At 62.7% G+C, this 22,429-nt stretch carries 20 protein-coding genes; 7 read left to right on the forward strand and 13 right to left on the reverse strand.

What is annotated here, in order from left to right; genetic code table 11:
• Positions 1-3: 3 nt before the first annotated feature.
• The 6 genes from JHL16_RS15805 to JHL16_RS15830 are packed head-to-tail and all read right to left on the reverse strand — an operon-like array spanning position 4 to position 4,313.
• On the reverse strand, positions 4-1,401 hold the full coding sequence (locus JHL16_RS15805; RefSeq protein WP_200185855.1) for an NAD(P)(+) transhydrogenase (Re/Si-specific) subunit beta: 1,398 nt from the start codon (positions 1,399-1,401) through the stop codon (positions 4-6).
• 2 nt (positions 1,402-1,403) lie between these two features.
• Positions 1,404-1,982: a hypothetical protein gene (locus JHL16_RS15810; RefSeq protein WP_200185856.1), complete on the reverse strand. Its 579-nt coding sequence runs from the start codon at positions 1,980-1,982 to the stop codon at positions 1,404-1,406.
• A 2-nt stretch (positions 1,983-1,984) separates the two neighbouring features.
• The gene (locus tag JHL16_RS15815; RefSeq protein WP_200185857.1) at positions 1,985-2,548 is read right to left on the reverse strand and encodes a hypothetical protein; all 564 of its coding nucleotides are present in this window, start codon (positions 2,546-2,548) and stop codon (positions 1,985-1,987) included.
• Positions 2,548-2,886, reverse strand: coding sequence for a proton-translocating transhydrogenase family protein (locus JHL16_RS15820; protein WP_200185858.1), 339 nt, complete (start codon positions 2,884-2,886; stop codon positions 2,548-2,550). Before JHL16_RS15820 ends, JHL16_RS15815 begins: the two co-directional genes overlap by 1 nt.
• A 14-nt stretch (positions 2,887-2,900) precedes the next feature.
• Positions 2,901-4,013 (reverse strand): Re/Si-specific NAD(P)(+) transhydrogenase subunit alpha, encoded by a 1,113-nt coding sequence (locus JHL16_RS15825; protein WP_200185859.1) that lies wholly within the window; start codon positions 4,011-4,013, stop codon positions 2,901-2,903.
• 12 nt (positions 4,014-4,025) lie between these two features.
• Entirely contained in the window at positions 4,026-4,313 is a 288-nt protein-coding gene (locus tag JHL16_RS15830; protein ID WP_200185860.1) for a hypothetical protein, read from the reverse strand.
• A 165-nt stretch (positions 4,314-4,478) separates the two neighbouring features.
• Here JHL16_RS15830 and JHL16_RS15835 point away from each other — a divergent pair, with 165 nt between their 5' ends.
• A complete protein-coding gene (locus JHL16_RS15835; RefSeq protein WP_200185861.1) occupies positions 4,479-7,433 on the forward strand; it encodes a CHAT domain-containing protein in 2,955 nt (984 codons plus the stop codon).
• On the opposite strand, the gene JHL16_RS15840 is transcribed toward JHL16_RS15835, so the two are convergent.
• A complete protein-coding gene (locus JHL16_RS15840; protein ID WP_200185862.1) occupies positions 7,414-8,778 on the reverse strand; it encodes an AarF/UbiB family protein in 1,365 nt (454 codons plus the stop codon). The two genes, JHL16_RS15835 and JHL16_RS15840, sit on opposite strands and share 20 nt — an antisense overlap.
• Positions 8,779-8,786: 8 nt before the next feature.
• A complete protein-coding gene (locus JHL16_RS15845; RefSeq protein WP_200185863.1) occupies positions 8,787-10,580 on the reverse strand; it encodes a M3 family oligoendopeptidase in 1,794 nt (597 codons plus the stop codon).
• Positions 10,581-10,856: 276 nt separating this feature from the next.
• On the opposite strand from JHL16_RS15845, the gene JHL16_RS15850 reads away from it, so the two are divergent.
• The 3 genes from JHL16_RS15850 to JHL16_RS15860 all read left to right on the forward strand — a co-directional run bounded on the left by JHL16_RS15850 (position 10,857) and on the right by JHL16_RS15860 (position 16,109).
• A complete protein-coding gene (locus tag JHL16_RS15850; RefSeq protein ID WP_200185864.1) occupies positions 10,857-12,350 on the forward strand; it encodes a sigma-54-dependent transcriptional regulator in 1,494 nt (497 codons plus the stop codon).
• A 123-nt stretch (positions 12,351-12,473) separates the two neighbouring features.
• Positions 12,474-14,366, forward strand: coding sequence for a L,D-transpeptidase family protein (locus JHL16_RS15855; protein WP_200185865.1), 1,893 nt, complete (start codon positions 12,474-12,476; stop codon positions 14,364-14,366).
• Positions 14,367-14,618: 252 nt separating this feature from the next.
• Positions 14,619-16,109 carry a peptidoglycan L,D-endopeptidase MepK gene (locus JHL16_RS15860; protein ID WP_200185866.1) on the forward strand — a complete coding sequence of 497 codons (1,491 nt, stop codon included), beginning with the start codon at positions 14,619-14,621 and terminating at the stop codon, positions 16,107-16,109.
• Between the two features lie 333 nt (positions 16,110-16,442).
• Here the strand turns inward: JHL16_RS15860 and JHL16_RS15865 are convergent, their stop codons facing one another.
• From JHL16_RS15865 to JHL16_RS15885, 5 genes are all read right to left on the reverse strand, one after another.
• On the reverse strand, positions 16,443-16,634 hold the full coding sequence (locus JHL16_RS15865; protein ID WP_200185867.1) for a hypothetical protein: 192 nt from the start codon (positions 16,632-16,634) through the stop codon (positions 16,443-16,445).
• A 2-nt stretch (positions 16,635-16,636) separates the two neighbouring features.
• Positions 16,637-16,777 (reverse strand): hypothetical protein, encoded by a 141-nt coding sequence (locus JHL16_RS15870; RefSeq protein ID WP_171028346.1) that lies wholly within the window; start codon positions 16,775-16,777, stop codon positions 16,637-16,639.
• A 122-nt stretch (positions 16,778-16,899) separates the two neighbouring features.
• Positions 16,900-17,163, reverse strand: coding sequence for a DUF2312 domain-containing protein (locus tag JHL16_RS15875; protein WP_137856294.1), 264 nt, complete (start codon positions 17,161-17,163; stop codon positions 16,900-16,902).
• Between the two features lie 20 nt (positions 17,164-17,183).
• Positions 17,184-17,483 (reverse strand): DUF1244 domain-containing protein, encoded by a 300-nt coding sequence (locus JHL16_RS15880; protein ID WP_137856293.1) that lies wholly within the window; start codon positions 17,481-17,483, stop codon positions 17,184-17,186.
• Entirely contained in the window at positions 17,480-18,232 is a 753-nt protein-coding gene (locus JHL16_RS15885) for an N-formylglutamate amidohydrolase (protein ID WP_200185868.1), read from the reverse strand. The genes JHL16_RS15880 and JHL16_RS15885 overlap by 4 nt, the downstream gene beginning before the upstream one ends.
• Before the next feature lie 168 nt (positions 18,233-18,400).
• Between JHL16_RS15885 and JHL16_RS15890 the strand changes: the two genes are divergently transcribed.
• The 3 genes from JHL16_RS15890 (at position 18,401) to JHL16_RS15900 (ending at position 22,209) form a co-directional block, all read left to right on the forward strand.
• The gene (locus JHL16_RS15890; protein ID WP_200185869.1) at positions 18,401-18,844 is read left to right on the forward strand and encodes a DUF1036 domain-containing protein; all 444 of its coding nucleotides are present in this window, start codon (positions 18,401-18,403) and stop codon (positions 18,842-18,844) included.
• On the forward strand, positions 18,841-20,262 hold the full coding sequence (pyk, locus tag JHL16_RS15895) for a pyruvate kinase (protein WP_200185870.1): 1,422 nt from the start codon (positions 18,841-18,843) through the stop codon (positions 20,260-20,262). Before JHL16_RS15890 ends, pyk begins: the two co-directional genes overlap by 4 nt.
• 432 nt (positions 20,263-20,694) lie before the next feature.
• Positions 20,695-22,209, forward strand: a complete 1,515-nt coding sequence (locus JHL16_RS15900) for a right-handed parallel beta-helix repeat-containing protein (protein WP_200185871.1) — start codon at positions 20,695-20,697, stop codon at positions 22,207-22,209.
• Positions 22,210-22,429 lie beyond the last annotated feature (220 nt).

A 22,429-nucleotide genomic window follows, 5' to 3' on the forward strand; every position in this document is an offset into this window, starting at 1 on the left:
GCGTCAGCCCATCGCCTTGACGATCTCTTCCGTCATCTTCTTGGCGTCGCCGAACAGCATCATCGTATTGTCGCGATAGAACAGGCCGTTGTCGATGCCGGCATAACCAGACGACATGCCGCGCTTGATGAACATCACCGTATTCGCCTTCCATACTTCGAGCACCGGCATGCCGAAGATCGGCGAGGTCGGGTCGTCCTTGGCGGCGGGATTGGTCACGTCATTGGCGCCGATGACGAAGGCGACGTCCGACTGCGCGAATTCGGAATTGATGTCCTCGAGCTCGAACACCTCGTCATAGGGCACGTTGGCTTCGGCCAGGAGCACGTTCATATGGCCGGGCATGCGGCCCGCCACCGGATGGATGGCGTATTTGACCGTGACGCCCGCTTTCTTGAGATGGTCGGCCATCTCGCGCAGCGCATGCTGGGCCTGCGCCACCGCCATGCCGTAGCCCGGCACGATGATGACCGAGCCGGCATTCTTCATGATGAAAGCCGCGTCCTCGGCCGAGCCCTGCTTCACGGGCTTGGCCTCGCCACCGCCCGCCGCGGCTGCGGTCTCGCCGCCGAAGCCGCCCAGAATGACGCTGATGAAGGAACGGTTCATGCCCTTGCACATGATGTAGGACAGGATCGCGCCCGACGAGCCGACCAAGGCGCCGGTGATGATGAGCGCGGTATTGGCGAGCGTGAAGCCGATGCCGGCCGCGGCCCAGCCGGAATAGGAGTTCAGCATCGAGATGACGACCGGCATATCGGCGCCGCCGATCGGCACGATGAGCAAGAGGCCGAGCACCAGGCTGATGACGACGATGAGCCAGAAGGCAATGGCGCTCTGGCTGGCGAAGAAGCTGTAGATGCAGACGATGAGCGCCAGGGCGAGCGCGATATTGATGAGATGCCGGGCCGGCAGGATGATCGGCTTGCCGCTCATCCGCCCGTCGAGCTTGAGGAAGGCGATGATCGAGCCGGTGAAGGTGAGCGCGCCGATGGCGGCGCCGAGCGCCATCTCCACACGGCTCTGGGCATGGATCTCGCCATTGGTGGCGATGCCGAAAGCCTCCGGCGAATAATAGGCGGCGGCGGCGACGAAGACGGCGGCGAGGCCGACCAGCGAATGGAAGGCGGCGACGAGCTGCGGCATCGCCGTCATGGCGATGCGTTTGGCGGTGACGGCGCCGATGGCGCCGCCAATGGCGATGCCGCCGATGATGAGCGCCCAGGCGAGCCCGCTGGCGGGTGCGGCAAGGAGCAGCGTCGTCACGATGGCGAGCCCCATGCCGATCATGCCGTACATGTTGCCCTGGCGCGATGACTCGGGGCTCGACAGGCCGCGCAGCGCCATGATGAACAAGGCACCGGAAACCAGATAGAGGAAGGCGGCGAGAGAAGCGCTCATGACTATTCCTTGACCAGCTCCATGGTGGCGTCCGGGAACACCACCGTTTCATATTCGGGATAAGCTTCGCGTAGCGCCGCGACCTGTTGCGCATCGCTGCCGCGGACCATGTACCAGAGGTCGCCGTCCAGCATGGCGAGCGTCGCCGTGCGCATGAGGGTCTTGCCCTCACCACCGGTCGTCATCACCGTTTCGGTCGGAATGAGCAGATAAGGCGTTCCGTCCGCCACATGCCCATGCTCGGCCTTGGCCATGTCCATCGTGAAGGAATGCACCGGCAGTGCTTCCAATGTCTGGCCGATGAGGTCGCCCAGAGCTTTGCGGATGTCGTCTTCGCTCGCTTTGTCGTGCTCGGCCATCTGCTTGATGATGCGCGGCGGGATGGCCTTGACGAGGATGGGCACATCCTTGCCTTCCATCGCCTTGTCATACATCTCGACGGCCGAATTGAGCATGGTGCTCTCGGCGTCAGTGAGGTCGCGCGCCGAAGCGGTGCCGGCGAGGCACAGGACAGCCACAGCCGTCGCGAGCAGTCGAGCCCGGCCATGATGGCGCAGAAATGCAGCGAGTGACGTGCCCATGGCTATTCCTTCAAGATCTCCGTCTTGTCGCCGGGAAATTCGATCCCTTTATATTCGGGATACACTTCGACCAGCATGTTGACCTGCTTCGGATCGCTGATCCGCAGCAGGTACCATTTCTCCGTATCCATCATCGCCAGCGTGTGCGAGCGCACCGCGATCTTGTCGCCCTGCTCGACCTTGACGACCGTTTCGGTCGGCACGAGCACATAGGGCGTTCCATCCGCGAGCTCTTTCTCATCACCCTTGGCGAGGTCCATCGCATAGGAATCGATGGTGACCTTGGCCATCGTCTCGGCCATGAGGGCGGCGATGGATTTGAGCATCTGCTCCTTGGTGACACCGCTGCGCGTCAGCATATTGTCCATGATGCGCGGCGGGATCGTCGTCTCGACCATCGCCTGCCAGTCCTGCGTGTTCATCAGGCCGTTGAAGCGCTCCACCGTCTGCGCCAAGGCGGCGCGCTCGGCGGAAGTCAGATCCCTGGCTGAAACGGCGGCGAGCGGCAACAGCCCCATGACCACCGTCATGAGGCAGAGGCGCGACCATTTCGCCAGAAGGCCCATCAATGTCCCTTCGCGGGCGTCTTGGAAGCGCCGGGGTCCTTCTTCTTGTACATCGCCAGCATGCGCTGGGTGACGAGGAAGCCGCCGAAGATGTTGACCGAGGCGAGGATGAGCGCCAGGAAGCCGAAGATCATCGCCAGCGTCGAACCCGACGCGATGGCGCCGGCGCCGACCGCGAGAAGTGCTCCGACCACGATGACCGAGGAGATCGCGTTGGTGACCGACATCAAGGGCGTGTGCAGCGCCGGCGTGACGTTCCACACCACATAGTAGCCGACGAACACCGCCAGCACAAAAATCGCGAAAAGCGAGACGAAGGGATCGATCGCATGTTCCATCGCGGGGAGCCCCTTTAGGATTTGAACATCTTGTGCACCAGCTCGCCGTCCTTGGCGACAAGCGTGCCGGTGATGATCTCGTCCGCCCAGTCGATCTTGAGCGCCCCGTCCTTGATCAGGGGATCGAGGAAGTTCTGCAGATTCCTGGCATAGAGCGGCGAGGCATTGCCGGCCAGCCGGCCGGCGAGATTGAGATTGCCCATGATCGTGACGCCCTTGTGCATGACGATCTCGCCCGGCTTCGACAGCGGGCAGTTGCCGCCACGCTCGACCGCGAGATCGACGATCACCGAGCCGGGCTTCATCGTCTCGACCATTTCCTGAGTCACCAGCACCGGCGCCGGCCGGCCTGGAATAAGGGCGGTGGTGATGACGATATCCTGGATCTTGATATGCTCGGCGACGAGGGCCGCCTGCTTGGCCTTGTCCTCGGCCGAGAGCTCGCGCGCATAACCGCCGGCGGTCGCCGCATCGGCGACGTCGGCGAAGACGAATTTGGCGCCGAGGCTCTTCACCTGCTCTTCGGTCGCCTTGCGCACGTCGGTCGCCGACACGATGGCGCCCAGGCGCCGCGCCGTGGCGATGGCCTGAAGACCGGCGACGCCGACGCCCATGATGAAGACCTTCGCCGGCGGAACCGTGCCCGCCGCCGTCATCATCATCGGGAAGGCGCGGCCGAATTGCGCCGCGGCGTCGATCACCGCCTTGTAGCCGGCGAGGTTGGCCTGCGACGACAGCACGTCCATCGACTGGGCGCGCGTGATGCGCGGCATCAGCTCCATGGCGAACAGGGTCAGGCCCTGCTTGGCGAGCGTCTCGAGCCCTGGCCGGTCGCCATAGGGGTCGAGAATGGCCGCCACCAGGGCGCCCTTCTTGAGCGATCCCGTGGTCCGCGCCTCGGGACGGCGGACGCTGAGCAGAATGTCGGCGTCCTGGAGCGCCGCCTCGCCATTGCCGATCTTGGCGCCGGCACCAGCGAAAGCGTCATCCGAAATGAACGCGCCCTTGCCCGCCCCGGCCTCGACGGCGACGTCGAAACCCTTCTTAATGAAGGCCTTGATGGTGTCGGGCGTCGCCGCAACGCGGCTCTCGCCCGGGAATGTTTCGGCTGAGACCGCGATCTTCATATGTCGGAGGTCCTAGCCGACGTTGACGGCGGTGATCAGTCCGAAGAGCACGAGGGCGCCGGCCGACAGCAGCCAGCGCTCCGAGCCCGAGCGCGCATCGATGAGAACCGCGATGCAACCGATGATCAGGCCGGCGAAACCGATGAATACATTCAAGGACTTGCCGAAGGCGAAGCAGCTGAGCGCGACGAGCACGAAGCCGCAGATGATGCCGAGCGCCACCGAGCCCCGGATAAAGGCGCTATAGGTCCTGCGATGCGCATCCATATCCAGATGGTGGTCGACTGATTGCTCCGCCATGTCGAAAATCCCCTCAAAACCTTGGAATCTGAGGAGACTTACCTAGCCTAGAGCCTTACCCGCCGCAAGAACTGAGGCCCGGCGCGGCGATGAGTCCCAGACCCGCCTTCAAAATCCCGCAAAGGAAGGGCAATATCCTCGCCGTTCCCCTGCCCCGGACGGCACATGCGACGGCGATTGGTTGTCCTCTGGCTCATGTTTCTCCTGGGACTTCCGGGACTGGCGGGACTGTGCGTGGCGCAGGATTCTACACCGCTCGATATCCCTCTCCTCACGCGGCAGGCTGAGGCCGGCTACCGGGGCGCAATGCTCGCGCTTGGCGAGGCCTATCTGGACGGCAACGGCGTCAAGCGCGATCTCGATAAAGCCGTTGGCTGGTTCACTCCTCTTGCCCGCACGAATGACGCCGACGCCCTTTATCTGCTGAGCTTCGCGCTCAGGGAAAGGGGCAGGCCTGGCGATCTCGACGAGGCCTTGCGCAATGCGGTCACAGCTTTGAGCCTGACAAAGAAACGCAAGGGGCAGGAATTCCTCGAAGCCAATATCCAGTCTCAGCTCGGCTTCATCTACGAAAAGCTCGGCCGCTTCGACGAGACCGTCGTCGCCTATGAAGCGGCCCGCCGCATCTTCGAGGAAAGGCTGGGCCAGAGCCATCCGCAGGTCGCAGGCGCTTATATGAACCTGGCCAACGGCCTCGCCGGCGCCGGACGCCAGGAAGAGTCCCTCGCCGCCACGGAGACCGCAATACGGGTGATCTCCCGGCTTCCCGGCACTGACCAAGAGCCCCTGGGCAGTCTCTATCTGAACAAGGCGGTCAGTCTCATCAGCCTCGCACGCTACGGCGAGGCGCTTGCGGCTGTCGATCAAGCCGAGGTTGTCTACCAGCAGCTCGGCGCTCAAGCCGTCCGGATCGCCGATGTCCTCAGGAACCGCAGCCGCGTCCTGAATCTGGTTGGCCGCAATCAGGAAGCGATCGAGGCGGCGCAAGGCGCGCTGACCCTCTACGGTCAGATACCCTCACCCGATCAAAGCACGCTCGCCGCCACCCACGGCATTCTCGGCCTCGCCTATCGGGACCTTCGCCGCTACGACGACGCTCGCGCGCAATTTCGCGCCGCCGCAACGATAATCGAGAACAACCCCCGCGCCAGTCGCATTGATATGATGCATCCGCTCATCAATCTCGGCAATGTGGATGACGAGCTCAGGGAATTCGAGAGCGCCCTGACGAACTATCAACAAGCCTTAAGCATCATCCTCGATACCTACGGCCCCGATCATGCCGAGACGGCCGGCATGCTGAGCCGGATCGGCAATACGTCCTTGAAGCTCAAACGCTACGACGCGGCTCTCGAATACGGCCTTCAGGCATTGCTCATTCAAACCAGCGCCACGGATGCTGATGTCGACAATGAGCGCTACACCTATCGCATGCTGGCGCGCACTCTTTCGGCCACCGGCAACAGGACGACGGCCATCTTCTTCGCCAAGCAGGCGGTCAATACGCACCAGGAGGTGCGCGCCCGCAACAGCAACCTGTCGGATGAAACAAGAGCGGCGCTCGGGCAGAGCTTTCAGCCCTCCTATCGCCTACTGTCGGACTTGCTTCTCGCCGATGGACAATTCTCGGAAGCGCAGTTCGTCGCCGGCTTGCTGAAGCAGCAGGAATTCTACGAGTTCACGCGCGGCGGCGCCGGCCGCTCTTCGGCAAGCCGGGATATTGAACCGGGCAGCATTCGTCTCGACGAAGTCGAACAGAGCTTCTGGACGGACATGCGGGCATCGATGGAACCTGTCCTCCAGATCGCTTCGGAAATGCGCGCGCTCAAGGCTACGCGGGAGGAGACAGGAACCGCCTTGCTTGAAGACAAGCTGAAGATGCAGGAGCTCGCCGCCAAGCGTGATCAGGCCATGCAGGTCTTTGTTGCATCCGCCCGCAACCTCATCGACCGCACCGAAACGGCGAAGAAGACGGCAGTCCAGTTTGGGCAACGCTATGCGGACAAGATTGAGTCGGATCTGCGCTCCATGAGCCCCAATACGGTCCTCCTGCAGATCATGAGCCAGGATAACAATTTGCATGTCTTCATCAGAGCCGCCGGACGCCAGATGATCTATCGCATGCTGCCCGTGGGCCGCACGGAGCTTGCCAACAAGGTGTCGGCAGCGCTCGCCGCCGTGCGGGATCACGACGAGGACGCCCTTGCCCAACTGGCGGCCCTCTATGATGACATCATCAGGCCGGTGCGTTCCGATCTCGATGCCGCAGTCGATCTGAAGAGCACCGACGCGCCGGTTCTTCTCCTCGATCTGTCCGGCTTCCTGCGTTACGTGCCCTTCGCCGCGCTTTATGACGGCCGGCGCTATCTTGTCGAGGATTTCGCACCGGCACTCTACAATCCGGCCAGCCCGACAAGTTTCACGCCCATGCGCCGTGATCGGATCAAAGGTGCGGGCTTCGGCGTCACGCGACCATTCCCCGGCTTCGCGGCCTTGCCGGGCACGGCGCGCGAGCTGGAAACAGTTTTCAAGATCATCGCGGGCAAGCCCAGACTAGACGACGATTTCACCCAAAAAAGCCTCGCCAAGGCGCTCTCGAGCAAACCTCAGATCCTCCATATTGCGAGTCATTTCCGCTTTCGGCCCGGCAACGAAGCCAACTCCTATCTGCTCCTCGGCAATGGCGACGGTCTTTCCCTGGATCAGTTGCGCTCACAGAAGCAGTATAATTTCCGGGGCATCGATCTGATCACGCTTTCGGCCTGCGAGACGGCTCTCGGCGGCGGCGCCGAGGGGGAGGAAATCGAAAGCTTCGGCGTGCTCGCGCAAAACAAGGGCGCCTCAGCCGTGATGTCGACGCTCTGGCAGATTGCCGACGAGTCGACGGCAAAGCTCATGGCGGACTTCTATGAAGGTCTTATCAACCAGAACCTCGATAAGGCCCGGGCCCTGAGACAGGCCCAGCTCGATCTGATCCAAGGCGCCAAGCCGGAACCGCAAGTCGCCCAGGCCAGCCGTGCAATGACCGCGCTCGAAGACACGGAGGAAACCGTCAGCGAGGTCCCCACCGCTCATCCTTATTACTGGGCCGCCTTCATCCTCATGGGGAACTGGATGTAAGTCCAGCCGACGCGAGCGCCGCCGCCTGCCGGGCCGCGACGTTTTCGACGCTGAAGCCTTCCAGCGCCTCGTTGAACAGCCGGTAGAAATTGAGCTCGGCCTTCAAATGGATAAACACTCCGCCGAGGCCGATCGCGGCGCGGTCCATGAATACGAATTCGCGCGGCACCTTGACCGGCCCCTTCTCCTTCAGCGCCCGATGCACGGTGAACGCCTGGCGGCGGCCATATTCGGCGGGCGACACGCCGTCGGCGATGGCGCGCACCCGGTCCTCCATCAAAGGGCCGTAGATGAAGCGCGCCCAGATATTGAGAATGTCGATCAGCTCGTTGCTGAGATTCTGGAAACCCCAGGTCTCATAAGCATGGACGATGCGGGCCCGGTCATCGGTGCGAAGGCCATGATAAAGATCGACGACCCCTTGGACGAAGCGCGGCGGGAAGATGCGGATGCAGCCATAATCGAGAAGATTCAAGCCCTTGGGCCGGCCCGTCTCGTCGAGGGAGGCGGAGTAATTGCCGAGATGCGGATCGCCATGGATCACGCCGTGGCCGCAGAACGGCATCCACCACGCCTCGAAAAGATGCCGGGCAAGCAGATTGCGCGTGTCGAGATCATGCTCCCTGAACTCGAGCAGCTTTCGCCCCTCCAGCCAGTTCATGGTGATGAGCCGGCGCGTCGACAATTGCGGCTCGACTTCGGGCACATGGATGGTGGGATGACCTTTGAGGATTTCCGTGTAGAGGCGGATGTGCTTCGCCTCGCGCACATAGTCGAGCTCCTCGCGCAGGCGTGCCGCGATCTCCTCGCCGATCTCGCTGGTGTCGATCACCGGCGACATCCGCCGATGCAGGGCGAAGATGATGTTCAGCTGCTTGAGATCGGCCTCTACGGCCGAGTCCATGTCGGGATATTGCAGCTTGCAGGCGAGCAGCCGGCCGTCATGCGACGAGGCGCGGTGCACCTGGCCGAGGGAGGCCGCATGCGCCGCCTCATGCGAGAATTCGGCAAAGGACTTCCGCCAGTCCGGACCGAGCTCCGCCGCCATGCGCCGCTTGACGAAGGCCCAGCCCATCGCCGGCGCCTGCGACTGGAGCTGCGCCAGCTCGGCGGCGTAAGCCTCAGGCAGTGCATCAGGAATGGTGGCGAGCAATTGCGCCACCTTCATCAGCGGGCCTTTGAGATTACCGAGCGCTTCGGCGAGAAGCTGGCCCTCGGCCGAAGAGCCCCGCTCGCCACCGAAGAGCCGACCGGCGGCGATGCGCGCCACGGCGCCGCCCACCCCCGTTCCGACATTGGCGTAGCGGAGCAGTCGACCAGTCAGGCTGTTCTCGTCGTCTGCCACCTAATGCCTCACGCAGCTTCCATCGCCTCGAGCTCGTCGATGAAGCCCTCGATGACCTTGAGCCCCTTCTGCCAGAAGGCCGGATCGCTCGCATCGAGGCCGAAGGGCTTCAGCAATTCCGTGTGATGCTGGGTGCCGCCGGCTTTGAGCATGGTGAAATACTTGTCCTGGAAGCCCTCCGCGCTTTCCTGGTAGCGCGCATAGAGCGAGTTCACCAGGCAGTCGCCGAAGGCATAGGCATAGACATAGAAGGGCGAATGGATGAAGTGCGAGACATAGACCCAGAAGGTCTCATAGCCTTCCGAGAAGGCGATACCGGAGCCTAAGCTCTCGCCTTGCACCTCGAGCCACAGCGCATTGATCTGGTCGGCGGTGAGCTCGCCTTCCTTGCGCGCCGTGTGGATCTTGCGCTCGAATGTATAGAAGGCGATCTGGCGCACGACCGTATTGAGCATGTCCTCGACCTTGCCGGCGAGCATGGCCTTGCGCTTCTTGGGGTCGGTCGCCTGCTTGAGCAGCGCCTGGAAGGTCAGCATCTCGCCGAAGACGGATGCCGTCTCGGCGAGCGTCAGCGGCGTCTGCGCCATGAGCGCGCCCTGATCGGCGGCGAGCACCTGATGCACGCCATGGCCCAGCTCATGGGCGAGCGTCATCACGTCACGCGTCTTGCCCATGTAATTGAGAAGCACGTAAGGATGCGCCGAAGGCACCGTCGGATGCGCGAAGGCGCCTGACGTCTTGCCGGGTCTGACCGGCGCGTCGATCCACCTCTTATCGAAGAAGCGACCGGCGATCTCCGCCATTTCCGGCGCGAAGCCCTTATAGGCGTCGAGCACGGTCGCCTTGGCGTCCTCCCAGGCGACCTCGCGCGTGTCCTCATGCGGCAAGGGCGCGTTGCGGTCCCAGTGATCGAGCTTCGCCTTGCCGAGCCATTTGGCCTTCATCTGGTAGTAGCGATGCGACAGGCGCGGATAGGCGGTGCGCACCGCCTCGACGAGAGCGGCGACGACTTCCGGCTCGACCCGGTTCGACAGATGCCGCGCGTCGGCGATATCCTTGAAGCCGCGCCAGCGGTCGGAAATTTCCTTGTCCTTGGCGAGCGTGTTGGTGATGTGGGTGAACAGCCGGAGATTCTTCTTGAAGGTCTGCGCCAGCGCTTCGGCGCCCGCTTTGCGCTTCGTCTCGTCGGGATGCATCATCAGCGTCAGTGTCGGCTCGAGCGACAGCTCCTCGCCATCGACGGTGAAACGCATCTCGGCGAGGCTTTCATCGAAGAGCCGGTTCCAGGCCGAATAACCCGTCTGCGACTTCTCGAGGAAGAGCTCCTCGATCTTGTCGTCGAGCTGATAGGGCTTCTCCATGCGCAGATTGTCGATCCACGGCCGGTAATGCGCCAGCGCCGGAACTTTGAGCTTCTCCGCCAGATCGTCATCGGCGATCTTGTTGAGCTCGAGCTCGAAGAACAGCAGCACGGTCGAGATATTGGTCAGCTTGGCGCTCGCATCACCATAGAATTTCGCGCGCGCCGGATCGGTCGTGTCGCCGACATAATAGAGCTGCGCATAGGAGCCGGCGCGGCCGAGAAGATCGCTCAAGGCCTCGTAGGCTTTGATGGCCTTGGCGAGATCGCCGCCGGCGAGCCCTGAGAGCTTGCCTTTGTAGGTCTCGGCGAAGGCCTTCGCGTCCTCCTCGCCGCGCCGCATGTCGGCAGCGAAAGCGGGATCTTCGGGTGACGCGTAGAGATCGGCGAGATTCCATTCGGGCAACGGGCCCAGTTTCTTGGCGGTGGCGGCAGTGTCCATGATCCATCCGTTCGATTGTTTTGCTGTTCATATGGCCCATGCATGTGACCTCGGCAATAAGGCCGCGTGCCTCGCCTGACGCAAGGCCACTTTCCGAGGACACTGGACAGCGCGCGCAACTGTCCCCATTCTCGCCATGTCCTTAATGTGCCCTTTACCCTTCTTTGCCACAGTCGACCCTGAGACGGGGGAAGGCCGGGATGCTGCTGGGCGGTGCGCATCCCAAGACGGCTTTTGCCCCGAATGGCCATTTTATCTGAGTGGTGTCGGTCAAGCATGACAGCGCGCGTTCTTATAGTTGAAGACGATCCGGCCCAGCGGCGCATTCTGGAAGAGATGATGAAACGCTTCGGCTTCGAAGCGGTGAGCGCCGACAGCGGCGCCAAGGGGCTCGACATATTGGCCGGCACGACCGGCGGCCAGATCGAGCTCGTCATCTTAGACCTCATGATGCCGGGCATGGACGGTCTCGAGTTCCTCGAGCGCATGAACAGCGTGCGCGGCCACATTCCGGTGATCGTGCAGACAGCGCAAGGCTCGATCGAGACGGTGATCAAGGCGATGCGTGCCGGCGCCGATGATTTCGTGGTCAAGCCGATTTCGCCCGAACGCCTGCGCGTTTCGGTGCAGAATCTGCTCAAGGTCAACGCGCTGACCGAGGAGGTCAAACGCCTCAACAAGAAGGTCGGCGGCGCCTTGACCTTCGACGACCTCATCGCCTCATCCGCCGGGATGGCGGGCGTCATCCGGCTCGGCCGGCGCGGCGCCCAGTCCAACATCCCGATCCTGATCGAAGGCCAGTCGGGTGTGGGCAAGGAGATCATCGCCCGCGCCATTCATGGCGAGAGCGAGCGGCGCGGCCGCAACTTCGTCGCCGTCAATTGTGGCGCCATACCGGAAAACCTGGTCGAAAGCATCCTGTTCGGCCATGAGAAGGGCTCCTTCACCGGAGCCACCGCCAAGCATATCGGCAAGTTCCAGGAAGCCGATGGCGGCACGCTGTTCCTCGACGAAGTGGCTGAGCTGCCGCTCGACATGCAGGTGAAGCTCCTGCGCGCCATTCAGGAAGGCGAGATCGATCCGGTCGGATCGCGCAAGCCCACGAAGGTCAACATAAGGCTGATCTCGGCCACCAACCGCAACATGATCGAGATGGTCAAGGCCGGCGAGTTCCGCGAGGATCTCTATTACCGTCTGAACGTCTTCCCGGTCATGGTGCCGCCGCTCAAGGACCGCAAGGACGACATCCCCGCCCTCGTCAACCACTTCATCACCCGCTTCGCCGCCGAGGAAGGCCGCAAGGTTCACGGCATCGAGCCCAAGGCGCTGGCGATGCTGCAGCTCTATAGCTGGCCGGGCAATGTCCGCCAGCTCGAGAACACCGTGTTCCGCGCCATCGTCCTGTGCGAAGGCGACACTCTCGAAATCCAGGATTTCCCCCAGATCGCCTCGCTGGTCGAAGGTTATGAGGTGAAGATCCCCGAGCTGCCGGCAATCCCGGCGCCGGCGCCCGTCGGGGCCGGCCCGTCACGCTCGACCGGCTCGGTCATTTCGGATGGCATGGCGATCGGTATCCCGGCGGTTACCGATGGCGGCCATATCCGCAAGCTGGAGGAGATCGAGGCCGACATGATTCGCCTGGCGCTCCACCGCTATCGCGGCCAAATGTCGGAAGTTGCACGGAAATTGGGCATCGGGCGGTCGACACTCTACCGCAAGATGCGTGACCTCGGCCTCGACGACGACGAAAACGGCCGTTCGACCGCCTGATGGTCCGGGGTTGCGGCAAAAACGTGACAGTCCTGGTTTAATGCAACCAAGGGAAGCTCTGACCGTTGAAATGCCATGAAGCCCCGGTTAGCTAAGGCAGCAACTCTTGGGAGTATACCGATAATGCGGCTGCGGCGGGGATTGGCGGGCACCTCTGCGCTTGTTTTGGCTTGGTGTTTTGCGGCACCGGAGGCCTTTGCTGAACGCGACACTCATTCGCCCAGCCGGGTCCAGAAGTCGGGCTCCATTTTCGACTATTTCAAGCGCAAGCGCGAGGATCGCCGCAACGAGCTGCGCCGCAACCGCGAACCCGGCCCGCGCATCCAGAATGCGCCCCTGATCGAGGCCGACAAGCCTGAGCCGCCGCTGGTCTACCAGCCCGAAAAGCTTGAGGCTCTGCGCGCCGACAGCTTTACCGAAACTGAGCCGACCGAGCCTCTGGCCCAGGCCGTTTACCGTGAATTGCAGAGCCGAGAGGCCACCGCGCGCGTCACCCGCGACGAAAAGTCGGCAATCATCGAGCTCTACCGGACCAATGGATTCAAGCCGCTGTGGACGACGGCCGATGGCCTCGACCAGCGCGGCCAGGACGTCCTGAACCTCCTGGCGATGAGCGCCGATGAGGCGATGGAGCCCTCCGACTATCTGCCCCCGGCGCTCGGCGCCTTCAGCGACAGCCCTGCCTCGTTCAAAGGCGACATGGTCCATCTGGCGAGGCTCGATCTCGGCCTCACCGCGATGGCGCTGAAATATGCCCGCCATGCCTCGGGTGGCCGGATCATTCCCAACCGCCTGACGAAATACAACGACATCACGCCGGATCCCGTGGCGCCGGCCACTGCCGTCAAGGTCCTGGCCTGGAGCCCGTTCCCGGTTGAATATCTGAAAGGCCTGCAGCCCAAACATCCGGCCTATGCCCTGTTCAAGACCGAGCTCGCCCAGAAGCGGGCCCAGCTTCATGCGGCGGAGAGCGAGACCATTCCGCTCGGGCGCCGGGTGAAGCCCGGCGAAAAGGACCCGCGTATCGTTCTGGCACGCCACCATCTCGAGCGCCTCGGCTATCTGAAAGTCGCCGGCACCGAGCCGGACATCGTTCCCGCCGCCACCGGCGGCAGCGCGGCGGACGCCAAAGAGGTTCTCGACGCCGACGTCTCGGCGGCGCTCAAGGTGTTTCAGACCGAAGCCCAGATCAAAGTCACCGGCGCCCTCGATCAGGCGACGGTCAACGCCCTCAACGGGCGCAGCGAAGCGCGCATGGTCGCCAAGCTCGGCTACAACATGGAGCGCCTGCGCTGGCTGCCGAAATCGCTCGGCAGCAAATATATCTTCGTGAACCAGGCCGCTTATCAGCTCGAGGTCGTCGACAATGGCCGCGAGGTGTGGCGCACCAAGGTCATCATCGGCAAACCCAACACCCAGACGGTGGCCTTCCATGACCGCATGGAAACGGTGGTGTTCAATCCGTCCTGGGGCGTGCCGCCTTCGATCATCAAGAACGAGATGCTGCCGATTCTGCGGCGTGATCCGTCCTATCTGGACCGGCTGGGCTATCGGGTGGTCACCAGGAACGGCCAGATCGTGCGCTCGAGCTCGGTCAACTGGTCGGCCTACAACAAGGGCGTGCCCTATTCGATCCAGCAGCCGCCGAGCGACGACAATGCGCTGGGCGAGGTGAAATTCCTGTTCCCCAACTCACACAGCATCTACTTCCATGATACGCCGGCGCGCTCGCTGTTCGAGCGTTCCGCCCGTGCCTTCAGCCATGGCTGCGTGCGCGTGGAAAATCCGCGTATCTTCGCCGAAACACTGCTCAAGCTCGATGCCGACGAAGTCGCCAAGCGCATCGACAGCGGCGTCAGCCAGAGCGCCAAGGTGCGCGATGAGTTCAAGGTTCATCTGACCTATTTCACCGCCTGGCCCGACCAGAGCGGCAGAATCGTCTATTATGACGACGTCTATGGCCGCGATCAGCGCATGGAGACCGCTTTCTCCGCCACGGCTGTGGCGGTAAGGTGACCTTGCGGATTGCCCCAGAGTCATCCTGCCTTTATTGCTTAAGCCCCTGTTAATGATAGTGATTTAGGTTACCTATCGACAGACGGATTGCCTAAGAGTAGCCGTATTCTTGTCGCAAGCATGGAACTGGTGTAATCCGTTTCTGGGACGGGTGACCATTGTTTTCGGGACACTAACTAGGGGAACCGGGGTTCAGCCGGTCTAAAAGTGAGTATGGGTTTCCTGGCCGCTGAAAACGGACACCGTGGATCATTGACCTCGCGCGCGAAACGGATCGCTTTCTCGACATTTTTGGCCGGCACCCTTGCCGCCGGACTGTGGTTCGGATTCAGCAATGGCGAGGCGACCGCCGGTGGCGAGACCCGCACCCTCTCCCTCTACCAGACCCACACCAAGGAAAGCCTGACCGTCACCTACAAAGTGAATGGGCGCTACATTCCTTCGGCCATGGAAAAGCTCAATTATATCCTGCGCGACTGGCGCCGGAATGAAGTCATCCGCATCGATCCCAAGACCATCGACCTGGTCTGGGAGCTGCACGCCGATCTGGGCTCCACGAGGCCCGTCCATATCGTTTCCGGCTTCCGCTCGCCGAAGACCAATGCCTTCCTGAAGCGCATCGGCCGTAACGTGGCGAAGAAGAGCCAGCACATGGTCGGCAAGGCCATCGACATCTATTTCCCCGACGTTCCGACCCAAAAGGTCCGCAACAGCGCCCTCGTCCGCCAAGTGGGCGGCGTCGGCTATTATCCGACCTCCGGCCAGTACGGCTTCGTTCACGTCGATTCGGGCAAGGTCCGCATGTGGCCGCGCGTGTCGCCGAGCCAGCTGGCCAAGATTTTCCGCGACTACCGCAAGACCGTCGGCGCCCGCCGCAACGCCCAGGACCAGATCATGGTCGCGACCTCCGAGTCGCAGCCTGATCACGGCGCCATGAAGGCGAAGCTGGCTTCCATCGCCAACAGCTATAGCGGCGATGACGACGAGGATGGCGGCGCTGCCGATGCCACCACCACCACTGCTGCCGTGGTGGAGACGGAAGCCAAAGCACCCGCCGCCCCGACACCGCGCGCCAAGCCGGTGGTTCAGCGCCCGGTCGAGGTGGTCGAGGCCTATCCGGTGCCGCTGCCGCGGCCGAAGCCCATCGAAGTCCTGATGATGGCCGCCGCCAACATGCAGATCGAGCCGGCCTCCGCCCCGCCGAAGGGCGTCGAGACCAACTTCAAGTCGCGCATCTATAACGACAATCTGGGCCCCGTGGCCGGTGCCGAGTCGATGGTCGAGGAGCCCGACGTCACCCAGACCGCCAATGTCTCCGCCAAGGGTAGCTTCGCCGACTCTTTGCGTGACGGCACGGCGGAAGATGTCCCGTTGATCCGCCCGCTCGCCGCTTCCGCCGGCAATGACGACCTCTTCTGGTGGCCCAAGCAGCTGACCTTCAGCCCCGACCAGGCCGTCCGCCGCGATGGCATGCCGCAAGAAGTCGTGCCGGATGACAGCGAAACCATCGCCGAGATGGCAGCACCGCAGCTCTCGTCGTCCTCGACCTTGATGATGGCGCAGGCCAATGCCGCGACGCCCGCCGTCATGCCGTCGCTGCAGACGGTAACGAGCGGCAAGGGCGACATGCTCGAGGTCAACCGTTCCGCCAAGGGCAGCATGCTCATGAACGAGCCGGTCGTGATGCAGAAGAAGCGTCAGACCCTCGGCCAGTTCATCGAAGACGTCACCGACGGCAACTGACCGGCCGGGCGTTTCCGTCCAAATTCGGATTTGAGAGAAAACCGGAGAGCAGACACGTACCTGCTGTCGAGAGAGGCTTGAGCATGCATCGCCCACTCTCCGGTCACCTTCCCTGGGCTGGGACCAGGGTAAGCTTCAAAAGCAGCGTGGTGACGCGGACATAAGCGCGCCAAAGCGTGCCGGTCAATCGACCAGGCCGCTATCGGCCGCGCATTGCGATGCGGTCGTGTTCTTCATGCAACAGGGTCGGGAATTGGGCCTCCAGCACTTCGCGGCGACCGCAGAATGACTTCACATCGCGCCGAGGTTTGAGAAAATCTTCAGGACATGCGGTCAGCTCTGATCGACCGATTCGATCACGCCTTCCTTCAGAAGCAGGTCCTCGGCCCGGGCAAGATAGCGTCCCTGGATGGCCAGGGCTGCGTTGTCATCCTTGCCGGCGGCCACGGGCCAGGGCTGGCCGGGATGATCGCGCCCATGCAGCTCGCGCGCTCGTTCGAGGATCAGTTGCGCCCGTTTGTCCAAGCTCAGGCGACGCCCAGGATCTTCAGGGCCGGCAGCACGATCAGCAAGCCGATAGTCAAGCCGCCGCCCGCCATGCGCAGGAGCGTTTCGACGATCTGGGCTTTCTGGATAGGGGGTCGGCTCGCCGGCTGGTAATGCGTCATAGTCGTGCCCTCCACTGCGGCTGGGCGGGCTTATGCGATACCGGCCGTCACGTCGCGCCCGCTCCAGATGGGCGAACACAAAGCACGCCGGTTGGTTCCGGCCACAAAAAAATATTTTTTGGTTACGCCGCTTCTTCCGCCGGCAGCATGCCGAGCGCGTTCATATAGAGGTCAAGGATCGCTTCCTCCTCCTCGCGCTCGTGGCGGTCTTTCTTCCGCAAAGAGATAACCTTACGCAAGATCTTGGTGTCGAACCCGTTGCCCTTGGCCTCGGCATAGACTTCCTTGATGTCGGCCGCGATCGCCTTCTTGTCCTCTTCGAGCCTTTCGATGCGCTCGACGATGCTCTTGAGCTGGCCTTGGGCAAAACTGGTCTTGGCGTCCATAGAAGGTGTCCTGAGCTGATCTAGTGCTTGTGGGTTGACTTGAAGGCCGCGTCCTGGGCCGGGCTCGCCTCGCGCTGGTATTTGGCCTTCCAGTCGGCGTAGGGCATGCCATAGACACGCTCGCGCGCATCATCGCGCGACACCTCGAGGCCCTGCGCCTTGGCCGCCTCCTCATACCAGTTCGACAGGCAGTTCCGGCAGAATCCCGCCAGATTCATCAGATCGATATTCTGGACATCGCTGCGCCCGCGCAAATGCTCGACAAGCCGGCGGAACACCGCGGCTTCGAGCTCGGTCTGGGTCTTCGGATCGATCATCATGAGCCACCTTTCATATACGCTTCGAGGATGGGCGCCAGCCGCGATATCCACTCATCCACACCTGATTGCCGGGCGATCAGATCCTGGCGGATTTCGATGAGGCCATGCTGCAAATCCCGGCTGGTTCCATGGGTATATAGGGTGTCGCCCACGAGCGCGCCGGAATAGGGCTCATTGTCTCCGACACAGAGGTCGCCCGCGGCCCGGAACGCGGCCAGGAGATGCCCGGCGAAGCGCCGGTCGGTGTCCCACAGGACACCCACATGCCAGGGGCGCGCGATGCCCTTCCAGAAGGGCGTGAAGCTGTGCAGCGACACCAGCACCGGATCGACGCCCAGCGCCTTCGCCCGCTCGATCTCGGCCGTAATGGCGCCGTGATAGGGCCGGTGAAACCGGGCGATGCGCCTCTCCCGCTCGGCGTCGTCGACTAGGGCGTTGCCCGGCACGATGGCCCCGTCCGAGACCCGCATGATGAGGGTGGGATCGTCGGCGCCGCGATTGGGGTCGATGAGGAGGCGCGAATAGGTCGCCATCAGGGCCGGGCAATCGAGCGCCCGGGCGAGCCCCCGCGTCACCGCCTCGACCCCGATGTCATAGGCGATATGGCGCTCGAACTGCTCCGGCGGCAGCCCCAGGGCGCCATATTCGGGGGGAATCGTATTGCGGGCATGGTCGGCGAGAAGGATCAATCCCCGCTTCAAATTCCCGTCAATTCGGGCAAAACTATCATTAAGGCTTGTTTCAAACATTCGAGGTTTTATAGGGGGTCCCATTCGGCCAGTCATCATCTTGCCAAACTTGACGGCAGGACTGGTCGTGGCACAACTTGGCTCGCCCTAGGCCCGCCTGTTGACGCATGTTCTTTGACAGGGAATGTTATGATCGATTCGCTAGTATCACCGGGGTCCAGGGGACGGATGGCACAGTTTTCGGCAGTATTGGCTACGGCGGTCGTGGCGCTCGCCTTCATGGCGCAGAGCGCCAAGGCCGATCTCAAGCTTTGCAACAAGACCGAGAGCCGCGTCGGCGTGGCGCTCGGCTACAAGGACAAGGACGGCTGGGCGTCGGAGGGCTGGTGGAATATCGGCGCCAATGGCTGCGAGACCCTGCTCAAGGGCCCGCTCATCGCCCGCTACTACTATATTTTCGCCGTCGACTATGACAAAGGCGGCTCCTGGGGCGGCAAATCGATGATGTGCACCCGGGACAAGATCTTCACCATCCGCGGCATCGGCAACTGCACTGACCGCGGCTACAACAAGACCGGCTTCTTCGAGGTCGACACCAAAGAGGAAACCGATTGGACGATCTCTCTTTCCGGCGAGAAGACGAGCACCAACGGCGGCGCGCAACCACAGTGAGGCGCAATCGCAGCGTCAAGGTGATCGCCACTCTCGGGCCTGCCTCCTCCAGCCCGGAGATGATCGAGAAGCTGTTTCTCGCCGGCGCCGACGTTTTCCGCATCAATATGAGCCATACCTCGCACAAGCTGCTCGAGGAGCTCCATGGCGCTATCCGTCAGGTGGAGCAGAAGCTCAACCGGCCGATCGGCATTCTGGCCGATCTCCAGGGCCCGAAGCTACGCCTCGGCACCTTCCAGGGCGGCGAGGTGCGCATCACCGCCGGCCAGACCTTCACCTTCGACACCGACCCCGCGCCGGGCGACGCGACCCGCGTCCATCTGCGCCATCCCGAGATCTTCTCGGCGGTGAAGCCGGGCGACAACCTGCTCGTCAATGACGGACGCCTGCGCGTCGAGATCACCGATGTGAAACCGGACCGGATCAGCACACGGGTGATCTTCGGCGGCGTCATGTCGGACAAGAAGGGCCTGAACCTGCCCGACACGATCCTGCCGATCCCGGCGCTGACCGAAAAGGACCGCGCCGATCTCGATTTCGCCGCCAATATCGGCGTCGACTGGATCGCGCTCTCCTTCGTCCAACGTCCCGAAGACGTGGCCGAGGCGCGCAAGCTCATCGCCGGGCGCGCCGGCGTCATGGCCAAGATCGAGAAGCCTTCGGCCCTCAACGTGCTGCAGGAGATCCTCGAGATTTCCGACGGCATCATGGTGGCGCGTGGCGATCTCGGCGTCGAATTGCCGCTCGAGACGGTGCCGGCCCGCCAGAAGCAGATCACCCGCGCGGCGCGCCGCGCCGGCCGCCCCGTCGTGGTCGCGACCCAGATGCTCGAATCGATGATCGTCGAGCCGGTGCCGACCCGCGCCGAGGTCTCTGACGTCGCCACCGCCGTCTATGAAGGCGCCGACGCGATCATGCTCTCGGCCGAAAGCGCTACCGGCAAATGGCCGGACAAGGCTGTCGCCACCATGGACGCGATCGCCCGATCGGTCGAGAACGACGCCTTCTATCGCGGCATCATCACCGCGCAGAGAAGCGAGCCCGAGCCGACCAGCGCCGATGCCATATCGGCGGCGGCGCGCCAGGTCGCCGAGACGCTCAAGCTCTCCGCCATCGTCTGCTACACGGCCTCGGGCTCGACCGGCATCCGCATGTCGCGCGAGCGCCCCGACGTGCCGATCATCGCTCTGTCGCCGATCACCGCCACGAGCCGCCGCCTCGCCCTCGTCTGGGGCCTGCATTGCGTGCTCACCGACGACGCCCATGATCTCGACGACATGGTCTCGCGCGCCTGCGACATCGCGCAGGCCGAGGGCTTCGCCGCTCCCGGCGAACGCATCATCGTCACCGCCGGTGTTCCGCTCGGCACGCCGGGCGCCACCAACATGCTGCGCGTCGCTTATCTCAACCGAGACTAAAGCGCGATGACTTCAGGAAGCGTCGCCAGCGCGCTTTAGTCTATTTGTTTGCGCATGATCTTTCCGGAAAACCGCTTCGCACTTTTCCGGATCATGCTCTAGATCCGCTGCAATTCCCCTGTAATTTACAGCGGAATTTGCAGGGGATTATCAGCGGATCTGCAGGGATTTGCAGGGATCTCCGCAAAATTCGCGAAACAGCGGAACTCACCTCGGCAGTGATTCCACCCTTGCGCCCAATGATGCAAGAGTCATCCTCCGCAAGGCGATCACTCTTTCCGCTTGCATTCGCGGACGCAAACACGGGAATTTCCAGCGTCGGCAATAAATCAGGTCGACCCGATCTGAAGTGATCCCGCGCCAACGCCTGCATGCCGCGTTAGCCCCATCCCGACTCCGTCTCCCCCAACCTTGCACCAAGGAGCCTGTGACATGGCCACACTCTCGACCGATGACGTCATCGTGTTCAATGGTGGAACCAGCACCGATCTGCAGAACGCCATCAACCTGGCGATGAAGAACGGACGGGCGCTTTATCTGACGCCTGCGCCGACAAGCCCGACCGTGCCCGCGATCTACACCGTCGGCAATCTCGAAATCCGGCCGCAGACGGCGAACAACAACAAGAAAGCCTTGCGCCTCTTCGCCGCGCCCGGCACCGTGACCCTCAAGCTCGGCCAATCCGCCAGCCACATCCTCAAGATCGAGAGCGCCTCGGAAGTGGAGGTGAGCGGCATCGATTTCGACGCCTCCTATGATCCGGCCGCACCTTCCCCGATCACCGTGACATGGGGCGCCATCTATGCGCTGCTCTCCAATCGCGTCAGGATCGAGAAATGCCGGATCTTCGCGAGCTCGGATGCCGGCCTTCGGCTCGAAAAATGCGGCACCCAGGCCGCCTTCTCACCACCCGCCGTCTGGTGGCCTCATGGCCAACCAAACAGCGTGACGACAGGCTTCAAGGACAAGGGCGCCACCATCATCGACAACGAGATATTCGCCTGCTTCGGCAATGCGATCACCTCAGACCGCAGCACCGGCCTCCTCATCAAGAACAACGTGATCCGCGCGATCAAGGGCAATGGCGTATCGGTGATGCACTGGGACTTTACCAGCCGTCCGGGCCCCGGCGGCACATCTTTGTTCTACAGCCAGTTCTCCGGCGCCCGCATCGAGGACAATTTCATCACCGACATCGAGGTGGTCGATCCCTCCTCCACCGGCCAGGAAGGCAACGGCATCACCTGCTGGCTCGCCAACAATGTAACCGTGAGCAACAACACCATCCGCTTCTGCCGATTCTCGGCGGCGCGCTTCAACTCATGCTCGGGCGTCACGGTGACCGGCAATGATTGCTACGCTTTGGGCGAAACGGCCCTCTATTGCGAGGAGCCGGACGGCAGCTATGTTCCCGGCAGCCATCCGGTGCAGTCGATCTTCGCCAATAACGCGGTCAACCAGTGCCGCTTTGGCATCACCGTCACCAACTTCGTGTTCAACAATGCCGGCTGCCGCCTGTCAACGGTCGCCAACAATATCGTGCGCAATTGCCATGGCCCGGAAGGCCAGGGACAGGGGATCAGCGTCAGCGGCGACGCCTCGGTCACCGGCAATGTCGTCGAATGCTGCGATCTGGTCGGCATCAATCTCGGCGTCAACGGCAACACGCGCGACCTCCTCGTCACCGGCAATGTCGTGCGCAATTGTCTGTGGGGGATCGCCGCGGCGACCGATGGCGGCGAGGTGTTGATCAACAGCAATATCGTCGATGTCGCCAACCCGTCCACCAACGGTATCGTCCGCGTAGTCTATAGCGGAACCTATACATTCGGCCCGGCTTTACCGAACGCCTCTTATCCGCGGGTGAAGGTGAATGCGAATGATGTCCACAATCTCGGCACCCCGGTATCGCCGTCCGATGCCTGCGAGCCGGCGCCGGCCTTCTAGCGGGCCAGCCAACCGGAAGAGCCGGAAGAGATAGCATCAGACATCTGATGCCGGGCGCCGCGCATGATTGCGGCGCCCGACCGTCAGACGGCAGGTTATTTTTTAGGGCGCCGAGTCAGGCGTCGCCGATTTGCAGCGACTTTCTTACGGTAGGATTTCACCGTCGACTCCAGGGCGGCAAGGGGTGCTTTGCCGGACATCAGGGCGACACTCAGTGCGA

The organism is Taklimakanibacter albus, assembly GCF_016595235.1.
In the GTDB taxonomy this organism is placed as follows: Bacteria; Pseudomonadota; Alphaproteobacteria; order Rhizobiales; family Aestuariivirgaceae; genus Taklimakanibacter; species Taklimakanibacter albus.

Coding starts and splice junctions, on each gene's coding strand:
- JHL16_RS15805 (WP_200185855.1), bottom strand. CDS start 1,401: ATGAGCGCTTCTCTCGCCGCCTTCCTCTATCTGGTTTCCGGTGCCTTG.
- JHL16_RS15810 (WP_200185856.1), bottom strand. CDS start 1,982: ATGGGCACGTCACTCGCTGCATTTCTGCGCCATCATGGCCGGGCTCGA.
- JHL16_RS15815 (WP_200185857.1), bottom strand. CDS start 2,548: ATGGGCCTTCTGGCGAAATGGTCGCGCCTCTGCCTCATGACGGTGGTC.
- JHL16_RS15820 (WP_200185858.1), bottom strand. CDS start 2,886: ATGGAACATGCGATCGATCCCTTCGTCTCGCTTTTCGCGATTTTTGTG.
- JHL16_RS15825 (WP_200185859.1), bottom strand. CDS start 4,013: ATGAAGATCGCGGTCTCAGCCGAAACATTCCCGGGCGAGAGCCGCGTT.
- JHL16_RS15830 (WP_200185860.1), bottom strand. CDS start 4,313: ATGGCGGAGCAATCAGTCGACCACCATCTGGATATGGATGCGCATCGC.
- JHL16_RS15835 (WP_200185861.1), top strand. CDS start 4,479: ATGCGACGGCGATTGGTTGTCCTCTGGCTCATGTTTCTCCTGGGACTT.
- JHL16_RS15845 (WP_200185863.1), bottom strand. CDS start 10,580: ATGGACACTGCCGCCACCGCCAAGAAACTGGGCCCGTTGCCCGAATGG.
- JHL16_RS15850 (WP_200185864.1), top strand. CDS start 10,857: ATGACAGCGCGCGTTCTTATAGTTGAAGACGATCCGGCCCAGCGGCGC.
- JHL16_RS15855 (WP_200185865.1), top strand. CDS start 12,474: ATGCGGCTGCGGCGGGGATTGGCGGGCACCTCTGCGCTTGTTTTGGCT.
- JHL16_RS15870 (WP_171028346.1), bottom strand. CDS start 16,777: ATGACGCATTACCAGCCGGCGAGCCGACCCCCTATCCAGAAAGCCCAG.
- JHL16_RS15875 (WP_137856294.1), bottom strand. CDS start 17,163: ATGGACGCCAAGACCAGTTTTGCCCAAGGCCAGCTCAAGAGCATCGTC.
- JHL16_RS15880 (WP_137856293.1), bottom strand. CDS start 17,483: ATGATGATCGATCCGAAGACCCAGACCGAGCTCGAAGCCGCGGTGTTC.
- JHL16_RS15885 (WP_200185868.1), bottom strand. CDS start 18,232: ATGTTTGAAACAAGCCTTAATGATAGTTTTGCCCGAATTGACGGGAAT.
- JHL16_RS15890 (WP_200185869.1), top strand. CDS start 18,401: ATGGCACAGTTTTCGGCAGTATTGGCTACGGCGGTCGTGGCGCTCGCC.
- JHL16_RS15900 (WP_200185871.1), top strand. CDS start 20,695: ATGGCCACACTCTCGACCGATGACGTCATCGTGTTCAATGGTGGAACC.